The organism is Hymenobacter segetis, assembly GCF_038448715.1.
GTDB lineage: Bacteria > Bacteroidota > Bacteroidia > Cytophagales > Hymenobacteraceae > Hymenobacter > Hymenobacter segetis.
In genome coordinates, this window is the sequence record NZ_JBCEVZ010000001.1 from 80673 (window position 1) to 103683 (window position 23011).

Sequence of the window (23011 nt, forward strand, 5' to 3'; positions counted from 1 at the left end):
CCCCGAATACCCTTCACCAACACCCTTCACAACCCATCATGAAACGCTTTCTTCTCTATTTCGCGGGCCTGGCCCTGTTGCTCACTCAGTCCTCTTGCGGCTACAACGGCATGGTGACGCGCGACCAAGCCGTGAAAGCCCAGGCCGGCAACGTGCAAAGTGCCTACCAGCGCCGCAACGACCTCATCGGCAACTTGGTGAACACCGTGAAAGGGGCCGCCAAGTTTGAGCAGGGCACCCTCACCAGCGTCATCGAAGCCCGCGCCAAAGCCACCAGCGTACAGCTGAATGCCAACGACCTGACCCCCGAAAACATCAAGAAATTCCAGGAAGCCCAGAGCCAGGTTTCGGCCGGACTAGGCCGCCTGCTGGCCGTGTCGGAGAATTACCCCGACCTGAAGGCCAACGCCAACTTCCAGGAACTGCAGGCCCAGATTGAAGGCACCGAAAACCGCATCAACGTGGAGCGCAACAAGTTCAACGCCGTGACCAACGACTATAACACGTTCACCCGTTCGTTCCCAAATAACCTGTTTGCCGGGATGTTCGGCTTCCAGCCCAAGCCGTATTTCGAGGCTGACGCGGCCGCTAGCAAGGCTCCTACGGTTCAATTCTAAGTTTAATTGATAGAACGTCATGCTGAGCGGAGTCGAAGCATCTCTACCGCGCAAGTAATTAATTGCTATTGCAGTAGAGATGCTTCGACTGCGCTCAGCATGACGTTCTGTTAACTTCTAACTTACCATGACTTCCCCCCTCACTCCCGCCCAGGATGCAGCCCTAGTAGCCGCCATCCGGCAGGCCGAAATCACCACTTCCGGCGAAATTCGGGTGCATCTCGAAGACACCTGCCCCACGCCCGAGCCGCTGGACCGCGCCGCCCAGGTATTTGGCGAGTTGAACATGCACAAAACTGCCGCCCGCAACGGCGTGCTGTTTTACCTGGCCTGGCAAAGCCGGCAGTTTGCCGTGGTGGGCGATTCGGCCATCAATGCCGCCGTGCCAGACGACTTCTGGGAAACCACCAAGGAAGCCGTGCTTGAGCAGTTCCGGCACGAAAACTACGTGCTGGGCCTGGAGCGCGGCATCAAAATGGTGGGCGAGCAGCTCAAGCGCTATTTCCCCTACAACGCCGCTACCGACCAGAACGAGCTGGACGATTCCATTTCTTTCGGCGGCCAAAAACCGTCTTCCGACGCATGAAAAATTCCGTGGCTACTGCCAGGATATCGACTTTGTTCCGCTTCTCCCTGCTAAAACCGGGCGTGCCAAAGCGGTGGCTGCCAATGCTGCTGCTGTTGCTCGGGCTGGTTTCAGCCCTCAGTAGCGCGGCGCAGAACATCCCGCCCCGGCCCAATCCCCCGCGCCTTGTCAACGACCTGGCCGGGCTGATGCAGGGCGGCGAGGCCGACCAGCTGGAACGCAAGCTGGTGGCGTACAACGACAGCACGTCGTCGCAAATCGCCGTGGTCACCGTGCCCACCCTCGACGGCGACGACATTGCTGACTACGCCCAGAAGCTGTACGAAGGCTGGGGCATTGGCCGCAAGGGCAAAAACAACGGCATCCTGATTCTGGTGGCAAAGCAGGAGCACACCGCCCGCATCCAGACCGGCTACGGCCTGGAAGGAGCCGTGCCCGACGCTCTGGCCAAGCGCATCATCAGCAACACGCTGGTGCCGGCCTTCCGCCAAAACCAGTACTACGCGGGTCTTGATAGAGCCACCGACCAGCTCATTGCCCTCGCCAAAGGCGAATACCAGGCCGACCCCGCCGACGCCCAGCGCCAGGACCGGGGCGACCGCACCGGCTCGGGCTTTCCATTCTGGATTATTATTCTCGTGATGGTCATCGTGTTCACCATGATACGCAACCGGGGCGGCGGCGGCGGGCGCGGCAACCGGGGCTTTGGCGGCGGCTTCATTCCGCCCATCATCTTCGGCGGCGGCGGCTTCGGCGGCGGTGGCGGCGGCTGGGGTGGAGGGGGCGGCGGAGGTGGCGGCTTCGGCGGATTTGGCGGTGGTAGCAGCGGCGGCGGCGGTGCCAGCGGCAGCTGGTAAAGTCCCCGCTGCTGATAATTGAAAAGAAAACAGCCCGGTCGAGAATATCTCGGCCGGGCTGTTTTGCTGAAATAACTACTGTTAGCGAGGGATTGACGCTAACCTTTTTGGTACGGGCACAGTATCAGCCCTAACCCCGCAGCCAGCGTGCTACGCGGCTTTCACCTCCCTTCTTCATTCTTTCACGCCATGAACGCCTCCCGTCTTTCCATCTTCATCTTTCTCTTCGCCCTGGCCACTACACTCACCGGTTGCGCAGTCATTGGCGACATTTTTAAAGCCGGTGCCTACACGGGCATCATCGCCGTGTTTATCGTAGTGGCGCTGTTGTTCTTCATCGTGAGCAAAATGCGTGGCCCCCGCCCCTAATTCGGCACGTAGCGACAATAAAAAAGCGCGGCTCCTAAGCAGGAGTCGCGCTTTTTGCGTCTTAGCCTTATCGAAAAGCTAGGCGCTTTTCTTGCTGGGCATAGTGCCGATGATGTGGTCCCAGAGCGTGCTGCTCACGCCGAAGGCTACCTCGTCCTGCCGGTAGTGGTGCTGGCTGTGGTGCGTCCACCACACCTTCAGGAAGTTTTTTGGCGGCGAGTAGGCGTGAATGGCGTAGTGCACAAACAGGTACATGGCGTAGCCAAACGTGAAGCCCGACAGCAGCCCAAACGCATACGAGCCGAAGCTGAAGCGGAAAATGAAGAACAGCAGCGACGCCACAAACACCGTGATGATGGGCGGCATAGCCAGCCGGGTCTTGTCCTTGGGGTATTCGTGGTGCACGCCGTGCATGGTGTACTGGAACTTGGCGCGGCCCGGCGTGGTGGCCGGAATGTGGTACACGTAGCGGTGCACCAGATACTCAACGAACGTAAAAGCCAGCAGCCCCACCAGGAACAGCCCCAGCGCGGCCACGCCCGTCATGAAGCCGTGCGTGAGGCCATAATACATGCTGATGATGCCCGTAGCGGCAAAAATGCCCACCGGCAGCGCAATGTGCGTGTGCGAAAGCCGCTCCAGCACCGGGTTCTGGAAAAGCTGGGCAGAGCCTTTGTGCTTGGGCCGGACAGGGGCTGCTGTAGCGGGTGTAGGAGCCTCGTTTACAGCCGGTTCTTCGGTGGATACTGATTGCATAGGGGTAACAAACGTCGAACGAATCAATTAACAAAATTACGATGCAGGCGGCAATGTGGCGGGCAGAGCAAATCCGGCCCCCGCCAGCTGGGCCACCACGGCCGGCAACGTGCAGGCCGCCCCGCACCGCAGCCGCGCCTGGGCATAAAACTTACTTCGGGCGGCAAGAGTTTCGCGCAGCCAGGCTTCGGCCCCGCCGGCGGCGGCCAGCAGGGGGCGTTTAGCTACTTCCTCGGGGGGCAGGCGGGCGGCCAGCACCTCGATGGGCACATCGAGCCAGAGCGTGGGGCCGGCCTGGTTGAGCAGCGCCATGTTGTCGTGAAAACACGGAGTGCCGCCGCCTGTGGCCAGCACCAGCGGCGGGCCGGCGTGGGCGAGGGCCTCGCGTAGCACCGAAGATTCCACAGCCCGAAAACTCGCCTCGCCGTCTTCGGCAAAAATGGCGCGCACGCTGCGGCCGGTGCGGGCTTCAATGGCCACATCCAAGTCCAGAAAGGGGCGGTTGAAGTGGGCGGCCAGCTGGCGGCCAAGCGTGGTTTTGCCCGCGCCGGGCAGGCCCACCAGGCTCAAGTGCCCGGAGCCGCCGCGAGAAATGATGGAGTCGGGGAGAGGCTGCTTCACAAGTCCTGACGTGAATTGAGATTATGCTGGCGCAGCTTTTAGCTGAGCTTCACGCGCGGGTCGAGCACGGCGTATAACACGTCCACTACAATATTTATCAGCACAAACAGGGCGGCCACGAACAGCGTTGAACCCATAACCACCGGAAAATCAAGGTTCTCGACGGCGCGTAACGTCACCGTGCCCAGGCCTTTCCAGTTGAAGATGTATTCGATGAAAAACGCGCCCGCCATGAGCGAGGCCAGCCAGCCCGACACGGCCGTGACCACCGGGTTCAGGGCGTTTCGGAGGGCGTGATGCAGCACGGTGGCGGTGCGGCTCAGACCTTTGGCGCGGGCTGTGCGGATGTAGTCCTGGCTTAGCACATCGAGCATGCTAGAGCGCGTGAGCTGCGTGATAATGGCCAGCGGCCGGATGCCCAGCGCCACGGCCGGCAGCAGCAGATTGCGCAGCACCAAGTGCCGTTCGCCCGTGAACGGGTCCGTTTCATAGAGCTGGCCGGTGAGGCTCAGGCCCGTCCAATGGCTCCAGTAGAAGCCGAAGGTGACGGCAATAAGAATGGCGGCCACGAACGACGGCACCGAAATGCCCAGCACCGAGGTGCTTACCAGCACCCTATCGAGCCACGACTGGGGCCGCAGCGCCGCCACCACGCCAAAGGCCACGCCGCCCACGCTGGCAATGAGCATGGCCGCCAGCGCCAGCCACATGGTGCCGGGGAAATAATCGAGCAGAATGCGCAGCACGTCCTTATTGCTCTGGAAGGAGCGGCGCAGGTAGGGCGTTTTCAGTACCAATGCTTTAGTGCCCAGCGGCAGCAGCGCGAAGCCGCCGTAGCGGGCGCGGCCGGCCGAGTCGGCGGGGTGCAGGCCCAGCGGCGAAATATCGTTGAGGTAGCCCACCAGGCGGGCGGGCAGGGGCTGGTCGAGGCCGAGGTCGGCGGTGATGGCGGCTTTGGTGGCCAGGTCGGAGCGTTGGCCAGCGAGCAACGCGGCGGGGTCGCCGGGCAGCACGTTGAAGAGCAGAAACACCGTGCAGGCCACGCCCACCAGCACGAGCACGCCCTGAGCTAAGCGGCGGAGGATGAAGGCGAGCATACCGTTACTCCTTGAGCACCTTTTCTATCTGCCACAGTTCTGGAATGTCGTGGTAGTGGTACTTGGCTTTCACCACGCCGTTTTGCAGCACCATGAGGCCGGGGTTGGAGCGAATGATGGATTTGAGCACCGTGGCATCGGCGAAATAGTAGGGGCCGGCCAGGTTCACGTCGTGGCGGAACGAGTCGAACTTGGCCGCGCTGGTGCTGGTGATGGTGAGCGCCGTGATGCCGCGCCGCGACTTGGCGGCATCTTCCATCAGCTTGTTGATGGCCGTGAACCGGTCGCGGTCTGTCTTGTTGGTGTTCTGCACGATGAGCACCAGCTTGCTGCCTTTCAGCAGCTCCTGGGTGTAGGAGTTGCCGTTGACATCCGATACCTCGAAATCGGTGATGACCGGGGTGGAGGTTTTGGGATTCAGCGATTCCATGGCCTGGTATTTCCAGGTGGTATCAGTGGGGTAGGCGTCGAAAGTCTTGGTTTCGCCGTTGCGCGTCATCGTGTAGCGGTATTGGGCGGGCTCGGCGGGCTTCATCAGCTTGCCAATGTCGTTGCCGACTTTATAGGGCAGGAAATCGAAGTAGGGGAGGTGGCCCAGCGCCCGCACCCCAATGCCGATGGCAATAGCCGTGGCAAACGTCATGACCATAATCCCGAACGTGCCCGTGACGAAGGAATGCCGCAAAAACCGCTGGTGCGTGAACACCACCAGCCACAGCACCAGCAGGAACATGTCCTTGGCAAACGAGGTCCAGGGCGTGAGCTTGATAAAATCGCCGAAGCAGCCGCAGTCCGTCACCTTGTTGAAGGCCGCCGAATAGAAGGTGAGGAAGGCGAAGAAAATAAGCAGCCCCAGCAACACCCACAGCGTGATGCGCAGGTGCCAGCGCAGCAGCAGCGCCACGCCCAGAATCACTTCGAGCGAGCTAAGCAGGATGGACAGCGTGCGCGAAATGTCCTTGAACCAGAAGAAGAAACCCTCCAGCGCGGGCACCGAAACGGCAAACACCTCGAAGTATTCTTCCAGCTTGTAGGCCGTGCCCACCGGGTCGTTCAGCTTAATCAGGCCCGAAAAAATGAACAGCGCGCCCAGCAAAAACCAGCACACGCGGGTGATGGTGCGCAACAAATGAGGGGCCGGCGCGACGGCCGGAGCGGAGCTAGTTGGAGACATAGAAACAAAGGTAAGCCGGTGGCAAAACGCAGGGGCTTGGTGTGGGGTTATGAGACATTAATAAGAACGTCATGAACAAGAACGTCATGCAGAGCGCAGCGAAGCATCTCGCGTGCTATAACTAATTAATGGTGGCGGGCAAGATGCTTCGCTGCGCTCTGCATGACGTTCTACCCCTCCCCGCGCAAAATCAGCGCAAACACCGCGTAGTTCAGCATGTCGCGGTAGCTGCCTTCCACGCTCTCGCTCACCAGGGCCGCGCCGCCGATGTCTTCGAGCTGCTTCACGCGGTGCAGCTTCATCAGAATCAAATCCGTGATGCTGGCTACGCGCATTTGCCGCCAGGCTTCGCCGTAGTCGTGGTTTTTGGCCAGCAGCAGGCGGCGGTTTTCGGCGGCTTCGTGGTCGTAGGCGAGGGCCACGGCATCGGGGGCCATGTCGAGCGGGGTTTCCTTGGGCAGGTGCAGCTGCATCAGGGCGATGAGGCAATAGTTGATGATGGCCACGAACTCCTCGTTCACGTCATCGGCCACCATTTGCACACCCGTTTCCTGAATGGTCCGGATGCGGTTGGCCTTGATAAAAATCTGGTCCGTGACCGAGGGCAGGCGCAAAATGCGCCACGCCGTGCCGTAGTCGTGGGTTTTAGCCAGAAACAGGGTGCGGCAGCGGGCCAGCAGCAGGTCGTAGTGTTCGGGGGTGTTCAATGGGTGAATAAGTGAATGGGTGAATGAGTGAATGAGCGCAGCACCGGCTTCACTGCCGCAAGTTCGCCCTCGTGGTTGGATATTGAGCCTTCGTAGCCCCGAATCCTGCCTCATGCGTTCTTTGGTTCATTCACCCATTCACCCATTCACCCATTCACTTTTATCGCCCCACGGCCGCCTGCTCGATTTGCGCCGGCCGCAGGTGATGGGCATCCTCAACCTCACGCCCGACTCCTTCTTTGCCGATAGCCGCGTGGCTTCGGAAAAAGACCTCCTTGCCCGCGCCGAAGCCATGCTGCACGCTGGGGCCGCCGTGCTCGACCTCGGGGCCTACAGCACCCGCCCCGGCGCTGAAGATATTTCCGAATCTGAAGAAACCCGCCGCCTGCTGCCCGCCGTGGAAGCCCTGCGCCGGGAATTTCCGCAGGCCTTTCTCTCCGCCGATACCTTCCGGGCCGGTGTAGCCGAAGCCGCCGTGCACGCCGGGGCCGACCTGGTGAACGACGTGGGCGGCGGCACCCTCGACAAGGAAATGTTTGCCACCGTGGCCCGCCTGCGCGTGCCCTACGTGCTGATGCACTTGCGCGGCACGCCCCAAACCATGGCCAAGCTCACGCACTACGAAGACGACCTGGTGCTCACCCTGCTGCGCTATTTCCGCGACGGCCTGGCCGCCCTGCGCGCCATGGGCGTGACCGAGGTGCTGCTCGACCCCGGCTTCGGCTTCGCCAAAACGGCCGCCCAAAGCCACGAGCTGCTGCGTCGCCTGCCCGAGCTGCAGGCGCTGGGCCTGCCCGTGCTGGCCGCCCTCTCGCGCAAGCGAATGGTGTACGGCCCCCTCGGCCTCGGCCCCGAAACGGCCCTCAACGGCACCACGGCCCTGCACATGGTGGCCCTGCAAGGCGGCGCTAAGCTCCTGCGTGCCCACGACGTGGCCGAAGCCCGCCAAACCATACAATTATTTGCCAACACCTTTCCAATGGCGGAATAAAGGCCGTAATTTGAAGGGCGTTTGTCATCCTGAGCTTGCGAAGGACCTTGTCACGTCTGGGCCGGTTGAAACTACTGCAACTAGTTCAGCAGTGATAAGGTCCTTCGCTATGCTCAGGATGACAAGCGTCTCCTCATTCTCCCAACCCACCCGATGACCGGCCCATTCCCCATCAATTTCCTGCACTTCGGCTGGATTGACGCGGCCGATGTATTGCTGGTGACGGTGCTGCTCTACCAGCTTTACAAGCTCTTGCGCGGCTCGGTGGCCCTGAATGTGGCGCTGGGGCTGGTGTCGTTCTACTTGCTCTATCTGGTGGTGAAGGCTACGGGCATGGAGCTGCTCACCAAGATTCTGGGGCAGTTTATGAGCGTGGGCGTGCTGGCCAGCATCATTTTGTTTCAGCAGGAAATCCGGCGGTTTTTGCTGAACGTGGGCAAGGCCACGGCCCTGGAGCGGATGCGCGGCTGGGCCTGGGGCCGCCCAGCCGAGGTGGCCCCGCTGCCCATCAGCCCGTTCGTGGAGGCCGCCAAAAGCCTCTCCAACAAGTACACCGGCGCGCTCATCTGCTTCACCCAGACCGCCGACCTCACGGCTTTCGCCGATTCCGGCGACCGGCTCGATGCCGAAATCAGCAAGCGCCTGCTGCTCTCCATCTTCAACAAAACTTCGCCCCTGCACGACGGGGCCGTGATTGTGGCCAACGGCCGCCTGCGGGCCGCCCGCTGTATCCTGCCCGTGAGCGAAAACCCCGACGTGCCCGCCTCGCTCGGCCTGCGCCACCGCGCCGCCATCGGCCTGAGCGAAATCACCGATGCCGTGGTGCTCGTGGTGAGCGAGGAAACCGGGGCCATGAGCCTCGTGCGCCACGGCGAAGTATTCCGCAACCTGGGCACCGGCGAGCTGCGCGCCCGCCTGAACGAATGGCTGTTAGCCCCGGCTCCCGGTGCCGCCAACGCTGCCCGCAAAGCCGAAGCCGCCGCCTGATAAAGGCCCCGCTGAGTAAGGGTAAGGCGCAATCCATCAACTCATTTTGTAGAGGGTAATTTATTGAAGGCTAACTGCCTGAGTGGTGGATTGGCGGGTGGGGGCGCCGGTGGTAGCCGGGGAGGGATTAGGTTTTCGAACTTTTCGTTTTTACTTTTCTCAGACGTTCTGTGCTGTGCCTTTCAGGCAGTTGGGTTTTGGTGCGACTCACCCAGCGCACTCAGAAGCCAAAGCCCGCCGACTGCCGGCGCAAACCCCGTTGCCAGTTACGGCGCTACCACCCGGTTGCTTTTTCATTCATTCCCCTTTTTCACCCTCGTATTCATCCACTTTACTCTTTTTTTCGATGCACAAAAAAATACTCCGCGAGCAGCAGGGGCTGCGGCTCCGTGTCCTGTCGCCACCAAAGCAGCTGACGCGCCTGTTGGGCGCGGGCCTGCTGCTGCTGGGAGGCCTGGGTGCCCAGGCCCAGACCACCACGGTTTTCAACGAAACCTTTGAGGGTACGACCAACAGCTTCACGCTCGTCAACGGCTCCGTGGTTAACCAGTGGGCGGTGGGTAAGGCGGGGGGCAACGGCCCTACCACCACAGGCACCAATGCGGCTTACATCAGCAACGACGCGGGCGTGACCAACGCCTACACCATTACTTCGTCGTCCGTCGTGCACATGTACCGCGACGTGACCGTGCCGGCCGGCCAGGGCAACATTCAGCTGGCTTTTGACTGGAAGGCGGCGGGCGAAAGCACCTACGACTACATCTTGGTGCAGGTAGCGCCCACTTCGTTTACGCCGGTGGCGGGCACGACGCTGAGCACCAGCGGCGTCACGGTGCTGGCCCAAATCAACCTGCAAACGGCCTTTGGCCGCACCACACTCCAACTGCCGGGCAGCCTCAGCGGGAGTACCCAGCGCCTGATTTTTACCTGGCGCAACGATGGCACGGGCGGCGCACAGCCCCCGGCTACGATTGACAACATCACGGTGACGAGCCAGACGGCTAACCCCCTCAGCGGGGCGTACACCATTAATAACGCCCTGGCCACGGGGGGCACCAACTTCGCCAGCTTCACCGATGCCGCTACGCGCCTGAACCAGGACGGCATCAGCGGCCCGGTGACCTTCACGGTATCGGGCGGGCCGTACACCGAGCAGTTTCTGCTGGGCGAAATAGCCGGCGTGAGCGCCACCAACACCATTGTGGTGAACGGCGGCGGGCGCACCATCCGGTTTGCCTCGGCCAATACCAATCAGCGGGCGGTGGTGCAGCTTAATGGCACCGACTACACCACCATCAACAACCTGAACATTGATGCCACCGGCGGCACCGGCACCAGTGGCACCTACGGCTACGGCGTGCTGCTGACCAACGCGGCCGACAATGACCGCATCAGCAACAACACTATCAACGCGGACATCGCCACCACGTCGACCAACTTTGCCGGCATCGTGGTGAGCGGCTCCACGTCCAGCGCCACCACCAGCGGCAATTCGGCCAACAACCTCCTCATCGAGGGCAATACTGTGAACGGGGGCTACTACGGCATTTCGCTGTACGGCAACAGCACGACTTCGCTCAACACCGGCAATACCGTGCGCAACAACAACGTGCGCGATTTCTATACTTACGGGATTTATACAGGCTACCAGGACGGGGCCCAGTTCATCGGCAACGACATAAGCCGCTTGCTGCGCACCAACCCCAGCAGCTTCTACGGCCTCTACACCTTCGGCTCGTCGCGCAGCTTAGCCATTGAGAAAAACCGCCTGCACGACCCATTCACGGGCAACCCGACTTCGGCCAGCACCCTGTACGGTATTTACCTGGCCAACAGCACCGGGGCCACCGCCGCCACCACCAACGACGTGGTGAACAACGTGCTCTACAACATCAACGGCACCAGCACGCAGTACCTCATCTACAACTCGGGCTCGGCGTTCAGCCACATCTACAACAACTCCATCAACGCCGACGACCAGTCGGCCGTCGTCTTCACCACCTACGGCATCTACAACTCCGGGGCCAACACCGAGGTGAAAAACAACGTGGTGAGCATCACGCGGCCCAGCACGGGCACCAAGTACGGCCTGTACTACTCGACGGCCCCAACCAGCAGCGACTACAACGACATTTACGTGCCCAACGGCAACGTGGGCTACTTCAGCGCGGCCCTGTTGACACTGGCTGACCTGCAAGCCGCCAACGGCAAAGTGTTTGACGCGAACAGCATCTCGACGGACCCCGCCTTTGCGGGGGCCAGCACCGGCAACCTGTTGCCCACTAATGTGCTGCTGAACAACGCCGGCACGCCGCTCGCCCGCGTCACCCAAGACATTACGGGGGCTGCCCGCGGCACCGTGCCCGACCTGGGCGCTTACGAGTTTACCCCGGTGGGCATCGATGTTGCCCCGGTAGCCCTGCTGGGCCCAGCCACGGGCACCAGCTGCTACAGCGCCGCCGAAGCGGTGGTGGTGCAGATTCGCAACGCCGGCACCGCCACCCTCAACTTTGCCACCAACCCGGCCACGGCCACGGTGGTCGTCACGCTGCCCGGGGGCCTCACCCAAACCCTCACGGGCACCGTGAGCACGGGCACGCTGGCCAGCGGCGCGCTGCTGAGCGTGACCCTGAACAACACGCTGAACCTGAGTGTCCCGGGTGCCTACACCTTTGCCGTGACGGCTACCGTGACCGGCGATGCCAACACCGCCAACAACGTGCTCACCCCCGCCGCTACCCGCACGGTGGTGGCCCCGGTGGCCGGCGTGCTCTCGCCCGCTGCTTTCAACATCTGCGGCAGCGGAACTGCGTCGCTGAGCCTGGCCGGTGCCTCTAGCGGCAGCCTCCAGTACCAGAGTAGCAGCAGCGCCACCGGCACCTTCACAGACATTGCCGGCGCTACCGCGGCCACCTACACCACGCCGGTGCTCAGCAGCACCACTTACTACCGCGTGCGCAGTACCTGCAACGCCAACACAGCCTACAGCAACGTGGCCGCCATCACGGTGAATAACCCGGTGATTTCGGCGGCTCCTACGCCGCTCAGCACCTGCGCGGGCGGCACGGCTACGCTGGCGGCTACGGTGCCGGCGGGCATTTCGGTGCGCTACTTCACGGCCGCTACCGGCGGTACGGCCGTGGGCACCGGCAGCCCATTCGTAACGCCGGCCCTCACGGCTAACACGACGTACTACGCCGAAGCCTTCGCGGGCGGCACCGAAAACGTGGGCAAAGCCCTGACCAACGGTGCTGACGGTACCAATACGGGTGGTGGCCTGTATTTCACTACCACTGGCCCCACTACCATTGCTACCGTGACGGTGTACCGCACGGCCAACGCGGCAGCTGGCACCGCTACCATCTACCTGCTCTCGGGCAGCACTACGAGCACCACGGGTTCGCTGGCCACCATCATAGCGCCGGTGCCGGCCAACACCACGGCCGCCGTGTCGCCCACGGTGCTTACCCTGAATTTTGCCGTGCCTGCCGCCGGCAGCTACACGCTGTACCTGAGCTCTGCTACGCCGGCCCTCGTGCGGGACTATACCACGGCCGTGCCGGCCACGGCGTACCCTTACACCTCGCCCAGCGGCACGGTGAGTATCACGGGCGCTACGCTGGCCACGTACTATTACTTCTTCTACAACTGGCAGATTGGCTCCGAGTGCGTGGGCACTGCCGCCCGCACCCCCATTGTGGTGAACGTGGGCAGCGCGGGCCTGGTGGCTTCGCTGCCGGCCGCGTCGGCCGGCACTTGCGGCCGTACGCCTTACCAGTTGGCTGGCACCATTGCCGGCACGGCTACGGGCGCTACCTACACCAGCACCGGCACGGGCACGTTCTCGCCCAATGCCTCCACGCTCAACGCCACCTACACGCCCTCGGCGGCCGATGTGACGGCGGGCAGCGTAACCATCACCCTCACGCCCACCGGCCCGGCTGCTTCGTGTACCACGACCGGGCAGGTGGTGCTGGCCATCGCGTCGGCCCCGGCGGCTACTTTTAGCTACCCATCGGGCACTTATTGCTCGGGCTCGGCTAGCACGGTAGCGGCCACGCTGGCCACCGGCACCACGGCCGGCACGTTCTCGACCACCGGCACCGGCCTGGGCCTCAACACCACCACGGGTGCCATCAACCTGGCCGCTTCGACGGCCGGCACCTACACGGTAACCAACACCGCGGCGGCTGCCGGGGCTTGCGCCGGCACCACGGCCACGGCTACCATCACCATCGTGGCCGGACTGGCTACGCCCACGCTCACGGCCACGCCCCAGGCGGGCGGCGGCGTTCTGCTGAGCGCACCGGCGCTGGCCGGGGCCACCTACCAGTTCTCCCGCAACGGCAACCTGGTGGGCACGGCCGGTACCAGCAACACCCTGCTGCTGCCCGCGGGCTCCCCGAACGGCAACTACACAGTGGTCATTACCTCAACCTCGGGCTGCGCCTCGGCACCTTCGACGGCGCTGGCGGTGGTGGTAACGGCTGCGCAAACCGCTTCGCTCGCCGGCGTGAGCCTGCGGGTGTACCCCAACCCCACGCCCAACGGCAGCCTCACGCTGGAGCTGCGCGGCCCCCGCGCCACGGCCTCGCAGCTGCTGGTGCTGAACTCGCTGGGCCAGGTGGTGCACACCAGCACCATCGCCCCCGGCTCGGCCTCGCTGAACCTGGCGCACCTGGCGTCGGGCGTGTACACCTTCCGCGTGAAAACCACGGAAGGCGTGCTCACCCAGCGCGTGGTACGCGAATAGGTTAGCGCCTCGCGCCAAGCAAAAAGCCCCGCTGGCAGCTGCCAGCGGGGCTTTTTTGTGCTTGATAAAATAGATTTAGCAGTTGACTGAGCCAGTATTCTATTTCAGAACGGCCAGCTCTTTGCCTACTTTGGTGAAGGCGGCAATGGCCTTGTCCAGATGCTCCCGATTATGGCCGGCGCTGAGCTGCACCCGGATGCGGGCCTTGCCCTGCGGCACCACGGGGTAGTAGAAGCCCACCACATAAATGCCCTCCGTGAGCATGCGGGCCGCGAATTCCTGGGCCAGCTTGGCATCATACAGCATAACGGGCACGATAGGGTGCTCGCCGGGCGTGATGTCGAAGCCGGCGGCCGTCATCTTTTCGCGGAAATATTTGGTGTTCTCTTCGAGCTTGTCACGCAGCTGGGTGCTTTCCGTCAGCAATTCTAGCACGCGCAGGCTGGCGCCCACGATGGCTGGGGCCAGCGTATTTGAGAACAAATAGGGGCGGCTACGCTGGCGCAGCATGTCCACAATCTCCTTGCGGGCCGAGGTGAAGCCGCCCATGGCCCCGCCCAGCGCCTTGCCCAGCGTGCCAGTGATGATGTCGACGCGGCCCATCACGTTGCGGTACTCGTGGGTGCCCCGGCCGGTTTTGCCCAGGAAGCCGCTGCTGTGGCACTCGTCCACCATCACCAGGGCCTGGTATTTATCGGCGAGGTCGCAGATTTTGTCGAGCTGCGCGATGGTGCCGTCCATCGAAAACGAGCCGTCCGTCACGATGATGCGGTGGCGCGTGCCTTTGGCCACGGCGTCCTGCAGCTGTTTTTCCAGGTCGGCCATGTCGTTGTGGGCGTAGCGGTAGCGCTGGGCCTTGCACAGGCGCACGCCGTCGATGATGCTGGCGTGGTTCAGCGCATCCGAAATAATAGCGTCCTGCTCATTAAACAGCGGCTCGAACACGCCACCATTGGCATCAAAAGCTGCCGCGTAGAGAATGGTGTCCTCGGTGCCCAGAAACTCGGCCAGCTTAGCCTCCAACTCCTTGTGAATGTCCTGCGTGCCGCAGATGAAGCGCACCGAGCTCATGCCGTAGCCGTGCGTATCAATGGCTTCTTTGGCCGCTTTGATGACCTCGGGGTGCGAGCTCAGGCCCAGGTAGTTGTTGGCGCAGAAGTTTAGCACTTCGCCGGCTTCGTCGGTTTCAATCTCCGCGCCCTGGGGCGAGGTGATAATGCGCTCCTTTTTGAAAAGGCCGGCATCTTTGATTTCCTGAAGCTGCTGGGTGAGGTCGGGCTGGAGAGTGGCGTACATATTTGGTGGGATGGTGAGTTTAATGAAGCAAAATTACATTGTCAGTAGGGGCGGGGCCTGCCCCCGCCCGGTCGTTAGCGCCGTTCTAACGATTCCGTTCAACGACGGGCGGGGGCAGGCCCCGCCCCTACCTCTAACGGCTAAAAAACGCCTGCGCGCCCTTGCGCCCGCTATCCATCAGCTGCTTTTTTTGCTCATTCGAAATCCGTTTGATTTTCGGACTAAAGTTCAGAAAGTCGATGCTGATGGTGCGCTGCCAGTCGGCGGGCTGCACGGGGTTGAGGTTTTCGAGGGCCACGGTGTAGAGGGCGCCCATGTAGGTGTTGAAATCGGTGATGTCGTAGGGGGCGAGCTGCCGGCGGCCGGCGGGCGCGCCATCCAGCGGAATCTGCTCGGCGCGGTCGAGGCGCAGGCCCAGGGTTTCGGGGTTGAAGACGTGGCCGCGCGCATCGGGCGGGCCGGTGAAGCCGGCGGCCAGGTAGCGCGGGTAGTCGAACAAATCGATGGGGTAGTTGGCCAGCAGGCCGCCATCGACGAGCACCTGCACGGGCTGGCTGGGCGCGGGCGTGCCGGTTATCACCTTGTTCTCCGCATCGAGCAGCACGGCCCGGAAGTAGAGTGGAATGCTCATGCTGATGCGGACGGCATCGGCCACGCGCATGGTGGGCGTGGTTTCGTAGCTGAACACCTGCACGCGCTGCTGCGTGAGGTTGGTACCGGTGGTGTAAAGGTCGCGGAAGCGGGTGGGTTCTTTGAGGGCCAGCGCATGCAGCTCGCCGAGGGTGAGGTGGGCGTTTTGGGTTTTGCGGGCCACCAGCTCGCCGAGGTAGGTACTGAACTCATCGCCCCGGTACCAGCCGTATTCCTTCACCAGCCGGTGCGTGCCGCCGAAAAAGATGAACCGGCCATCGTTCAGCCGCTGCACGGGCGTGGCATTCACCACGTCGATAATTTCCTGGGCCGAGTAGCCCACCGCCAGCAGCGCCGCCTGAATGGCCCCGGCCGAGGTGCCCCCCACCCGCGTGAGGCCGGCCAGCACGCCGCGCTGCTCCAGCTCCAGCAAGGCCCCGCCGTAGGCAATGCCCCGGATGCCGCCGCCTTCCATCACCAGGTTGCGGTAGCGCGGCGAGGCAGGGGCTTGGGCGCGGGCCACCGCACTTCCCAGCAGTCCGATTCCCAAATACAAGAGCAGCAAACGCACCTTCATGGCCCCAAAGATACCGCCAGCCGCCAGCCGGGCCGCCGGACGCTATTGGTCCTGGGCGCGGCCTTGTGCGAACTGATGCAACAGCTGCGCCACCTCCTGGGGCGGGTGCGGCGCGTGGCCGGGGGCCGCCGCCAACGGCAGGAAGCCGGTGATTTTTTCCAGGGCCTTGGCATCGGCCGGAACGTAGGCCATGCGCCAGTCGGGAAAGGCGCGCTCCGTGATGGGGCCGTAGGCCAGGGTGCGCACGGCGTAGTGGCGCGGGTCGGCCTTGATGCGGGCGTAGAGCTGGCTCAACGCGGGCTCGGGGCCTTCGAGCACTTGCATGAATTCGCCGTTGGCATACAGCAGCAGGCCGCCGAGGCGGCTGCGCTCGTTGTGCAGTCGGGCGCGGCGCAGCAGCGGCGGCAGCGTCACTTCGTGCACCGCCCGCGAGGCCTGGCTGCGGTAAATCAGGGTGTAAAGCAGGGGTTGGGGTGGCATGGGGCGGAGCGGGGTTGGTGTAACTAAGGCGCTCCAACACCGTTGTGGGCAAAACGGTGCCCTTGCCCACGGTCCGGCTACGGCCGCCCCGGTATCTTTGCAGCCCAAGTCCCACTCTCCCCATCTCAACCTGACCCCCCGCGCATGGCCACCACTCCCGGCGACACTGAAACTTCTGTATTACCCGGCTCCGTGCTGGTTATCGGCGCCTGCGGCCAGCTGGGCCTCGAACTGGTAGCCGCCCTGCGCCAGCGCTACGAGCCCCACCTGGTGGTAGCCGCCGACGTGCGCCCGCCCAAAAACCCGGACCTGCTGGCCGGCGGCCCCTTCGAATTGCTCGATGTGCTCGACCGCACCCGGCTCGACAAGCTCATCCGCCAGTATCGCCCGAAGCAGATTTATCATCTCGCCGCCCTGCTCTCGGCCACGGCGGAAAAGAACCCGCTCTTCGGCTGGCAGCTGAACATGGACGGCCTGCTCATCGTGCTCGAAGCGGCCGTGGCCCACGGTGTGGCCCAGGTGTACTGGCCCAGCTCCATCGCCGTGTTCGGGCCCGATACCCCGCGTGACAACACGCCGCAGGTCACCATCATGAATCCCAACACGGTGTACGGCATCAGCAAGCTGGCGGGAGAGCAGTGGTGCGAGTGGTACCACCGCAAGCACGGCCTGGACGTGCGCAGCCTGCGCTACCCCGGCCTCATCGGCTACAAGAGCCTGCCCGGCGGCGGCACCACCGACTACGCCGTGGACATCTACCACAAGGCTGTGGCCGGCGAAAAATACGAGTGCTTCCTCGAAGAAGACACCTACCTGCCGATGATGTACATGCCCGACGCGCTGAAAGCCACGCTGGACCTGATGCACGCTCCGGCCGAGCAAATCAAAGTCCGCACCAGCTACAACCTGGGCGCGATGAGCTTCTCGCCGGCCGAAATCACGGCCAGCATCCAGCAGCACGTCCCCGATTTCGAAGTCACCTACAAGCCCGACGGCCGCCAGCAAATCGCCAACTCCTGGCCCGCCAGCATCGACGACTCGAAAGCCCGGCAGGACTGGGGCTGGCAGCCCGACTTCGACCTGGATAAGATGACGGCCGACATGCTGCTGCACTTGAAGGAAATGCAGCCGGCGTAGCAAGGTAGCTTCGTTCAAATCACAAAAAACGCCCCGTATCAATTGATACGGGGCGTTTTTTGTGAAGCCTGCGCCCTGAATAATTACACCTGTTGCTTCGTGGCTTCGGCGGCTTTCGTTTCGGTGGGGCGGCTGCCGCCGGCGTGCCGGGGCACATTGAAGAGCAGCGACGTGGCCCACGGCACCGCGAAGGCCGCCACCGTAAGGATGGTAATGGCCACGTCGGCGGCTTCGCTTTCCAGGGCCTCGCTCACGGGATGGCCGGGCAGGAAGTGGGCCACTAGCGAAAGCACCAGCTTCAGGCCCAGCAGGCCGATGACCCCGAAAGCGGCGGTTTCCAGAAACGGGTACTTGCCCATGAGCAGCACGAAGCCCTGCGCCACCAGCCGCATGGCCAGAATGCCGATGAACACGCCCACGCAAATCAGAATCAGGTTGTCGGTGAAGGCCACCACGGCAAACACGTTGTCGATGGAAAAGGCCAAATCCATGAGCTCAATCAGCGCCACCGTGGCCCAGAATTTCCCGAACAATCCCAGCGTGTTGCGGTAAATCCAGCTTTTTTGCTTGTCGATGGCTTCGTCGTCGTGTGCGGGGCGGGCCTTGAAATGGTCGTAAACCAGGTACAGCAGGTAGAGCCCGCCGAGCGGCTTCAAAAACCAGAACTTGATGAGAAACGAAGCGAACAGAATGCACAGCCCCCGAAAAATATAGGCTCCGAAAATGCCATAGCGCAGGGCCTTGTGGCGCTGGTCTTTGGGCAAATCGCCCACCATGGTGGCCAGCACGGCAGCATTGTCGACCGAGAGCAGGCTTTCGATGATGACTAGGTTGCCCACGATGGCCAGCGAGGCCAGCGGGTTGTGCAGAATTTGCTCGATGTATTGATTCACGGGGTAAAGCTAGGATAGCGGGATAGTAGAGACGCATAATTGTGTCTCGTCGTTGAACGACTAGGTCTGCGCTCAATTCCACAGACATAACCGCATCAGCAAAATGTCGTTCAGCGGAGTCAACGACGAGACGCAAATATGCGTCTCTACAACTGGATGATGCCCAGTAGCAGCGACACCACCAACATCACCAGCACCGTGCCGCCAGCCCATTTCAGGGTGAAGCGCTGATGCGCGCCGATATCAACTCCCGCCAGGCCCACCAATAAATACGTGGACGGCACCAGCGGGCTCAGCAGATGTACCGGCTGGCCCAGCAATGAGGCTTTGCCCATGGTAGCCGCCGAAATCCCAAACTGCGCCGCCGCCTTGGTGAAAAACGGCAGGATGCCGAAGTAAAATGCGTCGTTCGACATGAAGAAGGTAAGGGGCGCGCTCACCAGCCCAGTCAGCACCGGGAAGTGCGGGCCGAGCGAAGTAGGCACCAGCTGCACGAACGTCTGCGCCATGGCATCCACCATGTGCGTACCGTTGAGGATGCCGGTGAAAATCCCCGCCGCAAACACCATCGCCGCCACCGACAGCGCATTGCCCGCGTGGGCCGCAAACCGCTGCCGCTGCTGCGATAAATTCGGGTAGTTCAGCACGGCGGCCAGCGCGAAGGCCAGCATAAACAGCACCGGCAGCGGCAGCAGCTCGCGCACCAGCGCCACCATCAGCGCAATGGTGAGCAGGGCGTTTACCCATAATAACTTGGGCCGGCGCAGGCCCTTTTCTTCGGGCGAGAGCTCCAGGTCAGGGCCTTCCGGCAGGGGCTGGGGCAGGCCGGCGGCGAGGTTGAATACCACGGCTTTCTTGTTGGCATCGGCTTCGTTAAGATGCTCCAGCCCCAACCGTTTCCGCTCCCGCTTGCCAAAGCGCCAGGCTACAAAAAACACCCACACCAGCCCTGCGCCCATAGCCGGAATCAGCGGGTTGAAAAGCTGCGTGCTGTCGAGGTGCAGTACGCTCATGGCGCGGGCCGTGGGGCCGCCCCAGGGCAGGATGTTCATCACGCCGCCTACCAGCATATTCATGCAGGTTAATATCAGCGGGTTGATGCCGAGCTGGCGGTAGAGCGGCAGCATGGCCGTGACCACGATGATGTAGGTGGTGGCCCCGTCGCCGTCCAGCGACACGAGCAGGGCCAGCAGCGCCGTGCCGATGATGATTTTCAGCGGGTCGCCGTGGGCCACGCGCTGGATGCGGCTGATGACCGGGTCGAACAGCCCGGCGTCCGTCATCAGTCCAAAATAGAGGATGGCGAACACCAGCATGATGCCCGTGGGCGCAATGTTCTTGATGCCGTCGAGCATCATCGGCCCCATCTGCGAGCCGAAGCCGGTGAGCACCGCAAACGCCACCGGCACCAGCAGCAGCGCCGTAATGGCCGACAGACGATTCGTCATAATCAGCACCATGAAGGTGAGAATCATGGCAAAGCCAGCGAGTGCGAGCATGGTGGTGAAGGGGTGGGTTGATGGATTGGTAGATTAAAAAAGAACAATCATGCTGAGCGAAGCCGAAGCATCTCTACCGCTTCGTTGCGCGGCCTCACCAACCACAGGCAACGAATTCGTCCCACCTCATTCGTTGCAGCAAACGAGTTACTTGCGCGGTAGAGATGCTTCGGCTTCGCTCAGCATGACGTTCTGATTTTCAACGTTCAGCCAATTAGAAGCTGAACCGCAGCGAAGTGAAATAATACGCCCCCATGAAGCCGAACTGCGAGGTGAAGCGCGTGTAGGGCGTTTGGCCCGAGGCCGTGAGCGAGGGGAAGGCGATTTCGTCGGGATACACGTTGAAGACGTTGTTGGCGCCCACGGTCAGGCCCAGGCGCGGCGTGAAGCCGTAAGTGAGCGAAACATCGGTGATGGTTTTGGCCGAGAAGGTCTGGTCGAGTTCGGCGCTGGACTGGATGGCCGTCACTTCGCCGAAGCGGGTGGCGCGCACCAGGCCTTCGATTTTCTTGTAGCGGTAGTTGGCCGAGCCGATGAACTTGGAGCGCGGCTGGGCCTTTTCAATCAGGCCAATCATCACGCGGTCCACCAGCGGGGTGCCGAGGTTGGCGAGCTGGGCCGGAGTGCGGACTTCGCCCACCACTTTGGTTTCGTTGAGGGCCATGGCCAGGTTAAGGCCCATTTCCTGGTCGCGGTCCATCTTTTTGCGGTAGCTGGCCACCACGTCGAGGCCGCGGGTGCGGGTGTCGAGGGCGTTGGAGAAGAACTGTACCTGGGCGTAGCCGGAGCCGGCAAACGTCGGTTTGAGGGCCGGGCTGGCGGCATCGAGCTGGCCCGAAATCACCACCCGGTCATTGATGTCAATCTGGTAGGCATCGGCCGTGAACACGAGGTCGGGCGTGACCTGGGCCGTGAAGCCGAGGTTGTAGTCGAGCGTGGTTTCGGCTTTGAGCTGGCCCACGCCCAATTTCTGCACGTAGGGGTTATCGTTGCGCAGGTGGGCAATGGGGTAGGAGTCGAACACGCCGTTGAGCGTCAGCCACTGGGCATCGGCGTAGTTGGAGTAGTAGAGCTGGTGCATCGAGGGGGCGCGGAAGCCCCGGTTGAGCGAACCGCGCACCGAAAACAGGTCGGTGAACTTGTAACGGGTCGAGATTTTGCCGCTCACGTTCGAGCCGAAATCCGAGTAGCGCTCGAAGCGGCCGGCTGCGCCCACCAGGAATTTATCGGTGATGTCGCTCAGCACGTCCACGTACACGCCGGCGTTGTTGCGGGTGCGACTCACGGCGTTCACGGCCGCGATGCCTTCGCGCCCGCTGCTGCCCACGTCGGGGTTGTTGGTGGTCACGGGGCCTTTTTTCCAGGAGGCTTCGTCGCCGGCCAGCAGCTCGTACTGCTCCACCCGGAACTCGCCACCGTAGCTCAGACTCAGCGATTTCAACCCGCTTACCTCAAAAGACTTCGACACGTTCACATCGGCCAGCACCTGCCCAAACTTGTTGGTGCCGGTGTAGAACGACGTGGGTGAGGCGTTGCCGTACGACGGGTTCACCGTGTGGTTGGCGTAGGTCTTGATGATGTTCTGGCCGCCGCCGAGGCTGAAATCGAGGTTCCAGCCGCCGGCCGTTTTGCGGCGCAGGCCCACCGTGGAGGCCACGTCCTGCACCGTGGCCGGGAACACGGGGTTGTAGCCATTCGGGAAAAGCGAAAGGACGGCCCGCGCCTTGTTGCTCGGGTTGCGGAAGAAGCCATAGGCCGTCATGTCCTTATATGAATACCCGCCGAATGAGTACAGCCGCCAGGCCTCGCCCAGCGCCACCTCGCCGTTGTAGAAGAACTGCCCCATGGTGTTGCGGGCCGTGCCGTATTTCGTGACGTGGCGGTTGAAGCCATTCTGGGCCACCAGGGCATCGTCGGTGGCTTTATCGGAGTTGTACACGCGGCCGGTGTAGTCGCCCGAGCGGTCGGTGGGGTCGTTGTGGTGGCCCTGCACGGTCAGGTTCAGGAAACCGTCGCGCTTGCCCACGGGCAGGCCCAGGTTCAGGCCGGTGTCGTAGGTCGCGCCGTCGCCCTTGTCGGTGATGCCGTAGCTGCCGGTAACCACGCCGCCGCGCGGGTTTTTCTTCAACACAATGTTCACGATGCCCGCAATGGCATCGGAGCCGTACTGGGCCGCCGCGCCGTCGCGCAGAATCTCCACCCGCTCGATGGCGGCCGTCGGAATAGCGTTCAAATCGGTGCCCACCGAGCCGCGGCCCACCACGTTGTTCACGTTCAGGGCGGAGGACTGGTGGCGGCGCTTGCCGTTGATGAGCACCAGCGTTTGGTCGGGGCCGAGGCCGCGCAGCGTAGCCGGGTCCACATACGAAGTCACGTTGCTGATGGCGTGCTTGGTAGAGTTGAACGAAGGCGCGGTGAAGTGAATCATCTGGCCCAGTTCGGTCTGGCCGGTTTTGGTGATTTCCTTGGCCGTGAGCACGTCCACGGGCACGGGCAGGTCCACGTTGGTGCGGGCCTCGGAGGCGCGGTTGCCCACCACAATCACGTCGGCGGTGGTGTGAGTGGCAGTTTTCATGGGCACGTCCAGGGTGTTGGCCCCGGCGGGCACGGCAATTTCGCGCAGCTCGTAGCCCACGTAGGAAATCACCAGCACGTCGCCATCGTCCACGTCGAGCTTGAAGCCGCCGTCGGCATCGGTGGTGGTGCCGCGGTTGGTGCCTTTAATGGCCACCGAGGCAAACGCCAGCGGCTTCTGGTCGTTGCCATCCAGAATGCGGCCGGTAAGGGGGCGCCGTGCCAGCGGAGCGGAATCGTTTGGGGCCGCAGCCAAAAAAGCAGCCGGCGAAGCGGCGGCAGCCGGGCCACCGGCCACCGCGCAGGCAGCCAGCAGCAGCGCCGCGCCCGCCGTCCGGGCCGAAAGGGGAGAGGAGGGTAAGTTTCGCTTCATGGGAATTTTGAGAAAGAGGGAATGGATTCGCAATTGA

General features: G+C 62.7%; 19 protein-coding genes. 8 read left to right on the forward strand and 11 right to left on the reverse strand.

The window, feature by feature from the left end; all coding sequences use genetic code 11:
• The first annotated feature begins 38 nt into the window (after positions 1-38).
• The 4 genes from AAFH49_RS00245 to AAFH49_RS00260 all read left to right on the forward strand — a co-directional run bounded on the left by AAFH49_RS00245 (position 39) and on the right by AAFH49_RS00260 (position 2429).
• On the forward strand, positions 39-617 hold the full coding sequence (locus AAFH49_RS00245) for a LemA family protein (protein ID WP_342295079.1): 579 nt from the start codon (positions 39-41) through the stop codon (positions 615-617).
• A gap of 127 nt (positions 618-744) precedes the next feature.
• Positions 745-1203: a TPM domain-containing protein gene (locus AAFH49_RS00250; RefSeq protein ID WP_342295081.1), complete on the forward strand. Its 459-nt coding sequence runs from the start codon at positions 745-747 to the stop codon at positions 1201-1203.
• Positions 1200-2060: a TPM domain-containing protein gene (locus AAFH49_RS00255; RefSeq protein ID WP_342295083.1), complete on the forward strand. Its 861-nt coding sequence runs from the start codon at positions 1200-1202 to the stop codon at positions 2058-2060. Before AAFH49_RS00250 ends, AAFH49_RS00255 begins: the two co-directional genes overlap by 4 nt.
• 189 nt (positions 2061-2249) lie before the next feature.
• A complete protein-coding gene (locus tag AAFH49_RS00260) occupies positions 2250-2429 on the forward strand; it encodes a hypothetical protein (protein WP_342295085.1) in 180 nt (59 codons plus the stop codon).
• A gap of 78 nt (positions 2430-2507) precedes the next feature.
• On the opposite strand, the gene AAFH49_RS00265 is transcribed toward AAFH49_RS00260, so the two are convergent.
• The 5 genes from AAFH49_RS00265 to AAFH49_RS00285 form a co-directional block, all read right to left on the reverse strand.
• Complete coding sequence (locus tag AAFH49_RS00265) at positions 2508-3185, reverse strand: sterol desaturase family protein (protein WP_342295087.1); 678 nt, start codon at positions 3183-3185, stop codon at positions 2508-2510.
• A 36-nt stretch (positions 3186-3221) separates the two neighbouring features.
• Positions 3222-3806, reverse strand: coding sequence for a shikimate kinase (locus AAFH49_RS00270; RefSeq protein ID WP_342295089.1), 585 nt, complete (start codon positions 3804-3806; stop codon positions 3222-3224).
• Between the two features lie 38 nt (positions 3807-3844).
• A complete protein-coding gene (locus AAFH49_RS00275; protein ID WP_342295091.1) occupies positions 3845-4903 on the reverse strand; it encodes an ABC transporter permease in 1059 nt (352 codons plus the stop codon).
• Positions 4904-4907: 4 nt separating this feature from the next.
• On the reverse strand, positions 4908-6077 hold the full coding sequence (locus AAFH49_RS00280; protein ID WP_342295093.1) for a BT_3928 family protein: 1170 nt from the start codon (positions 6075-6077) through the stop codon (positions 4908-4910).
• Positions 6078-6247: 170 nt separating this feature from the next.
• Entirely contained in the window at positions 6248-6784 is a 537-nt protein-coding gene (locus tag AAFH49_RS00285; RefSeq protein WP_342295095.1) for a DUF1599 domain-containing protein, read from the reverse strand.
• A gap of 112 nt (positions 6785-6896) precedes the next feature.
• Here AAFH49_RS00285 and folP point away from each other — a divergent pair, with 112 nt between their 5' ends.
• The 3 genes from folP to AAFH49_RS00300 all read left to right on the forward strand — a co-directional run bounded on the left by folP (position 6897) and on the right by AAFH49_RS00300 (position 13515).
• Positions 6897-7775 carry a dihydropteroate synthase gene (folP, locus tag AAFH49_RS00290; protein ID WP_342295097.1) on the forward strand — a complete coding sequence of 293 codons (879 nt, stop codon included), beginning with the start codon at positions 6897-6899 and terminating at the stop codon, positions 7773-7775.
• A 153-nt stretch (positions 7776-7928) separates the two neighbouring features.
• Complete coding sequence (cdaA, locus tag AAFH49_RS00295) at positions 7929-8762, forward strand: diadenylate cyclase CdaA (RefSeq protein ID WP_342295100.1); 834 nt, start codon at positions 7929-7931, stop codon at positions 8760-8762.
• Positions 8763-9108: 346 nt separating this feature from the next.
• Positions 9109-13515 carry a beta strand repeat-containing protein gene (locus tag AAFH49_RS00300; RefSeq protein WP_342295102.1) on the forward strand — a complete coding sequence of 1469 codons (4407 nt, stop codon included), beginning with the start codon at positions 9109-9111 and terminating at the stop codon, positions 13513-13515.
• Positions 13516-13614: 99 nt separating this feature from the next.
• Here the strand turns inward: AAFH49_RS00300 and kbl are convergent, their stop codons facing one another.
• The 3 genes from kbl to AAFH49_RS00315 form a co-directional block, all read right to left on the reverse strand.
• Entirely contained in the window at positions 13615-14811 is a 1197-nt protein-coding gene (kbl, locus tag AAFH49_RS00305; protein ID WP_342295104.1) for a glycine C-acetyltransferase, read from the reverse strand.
• A gap of 133 nt (positions 14812-14944) precedes the next feature.
• A complete protein-coding gene (locus AAFH49_RS00310; RefSeq protein ID WP_342295106.1) occupies positions 14945-16018 on the reverse strand; it encodes a patatin-like phospholipase family protein in 1074 nt (357 codons plus the stop codon).
• 42 nt (positions 16019-16060) lie between these two features.
• The gene (locus AAFH49_RS00315; protein ID WP_342295107.1) at positions 16061-16498 is read right to left on the reverse strand and encodes a BLUF domain-containing protein; all 438 of its coding nucleotides are present in this window, start codon (positions 16496-16498) and stop codon (positions 16061-16063) included.
• A gap of 144 nt (positions 16499-16642) precedes the next feature.
• On the opposite strand from AAFH49_RS00315, the gene AAFH49_RS00320 reads away from it, so the two are divergent.
• Complete coding sequence (locus AAFH49_RS00320; RefSeq protein WP_342295108.1) at positions 16643-17635, forward strand: NAD-dependent epimerase/dehydratase family protein; 993 nt, start codon at positions 16643-16645, stop codon at positions 17633-17635.
• An 83-nt stretch (positions 17636-17718) separates the two neighbouring features.
• On the opposite strand, the gene AAFH49_RS00325 is transcribed toward AAFH49_RS00320, so the two are convergent.
• The 3 genes from AAFH49_RS00325 to AAFH49_RS00335 form a co-directional block, all read right to left on the reverse strand.
• A complete protein-coding gene (locus AAFH49_RS00325) occupies positions 17719-18528 on the reverse strand; it encodes a DUF475 domain-containing protein (RefSeq protein WP_342295110.1) in 810 nt (269 codons plus the stop codon).
• A 146-nt stretch (positions 18529-18674) separates the two neighbouring features.
• Positions 18675-20027, reverse strand: coding sequence for a CitMHS family transporter (locus tag AAFH49_RS00330; protein ID WP_342295112.1), 1353 nt, complete (start codon positions 20025-20027; stop codon positions 18675-18677).
• A gap of 214 nt (positions 20028-20241) precedes the next feature.
• Positions 20242-22974, reverse strand: a complete 2733-nt coding sequence (locus AAFH49_RS00335; protein ID WP_342295113.1) for a TonB-dependent receptor — start codon at positions 22972-22974, stop codon at positions 20242-20244.
• Positions 22975-23011 lie beyond the last annotated feature (37 nt).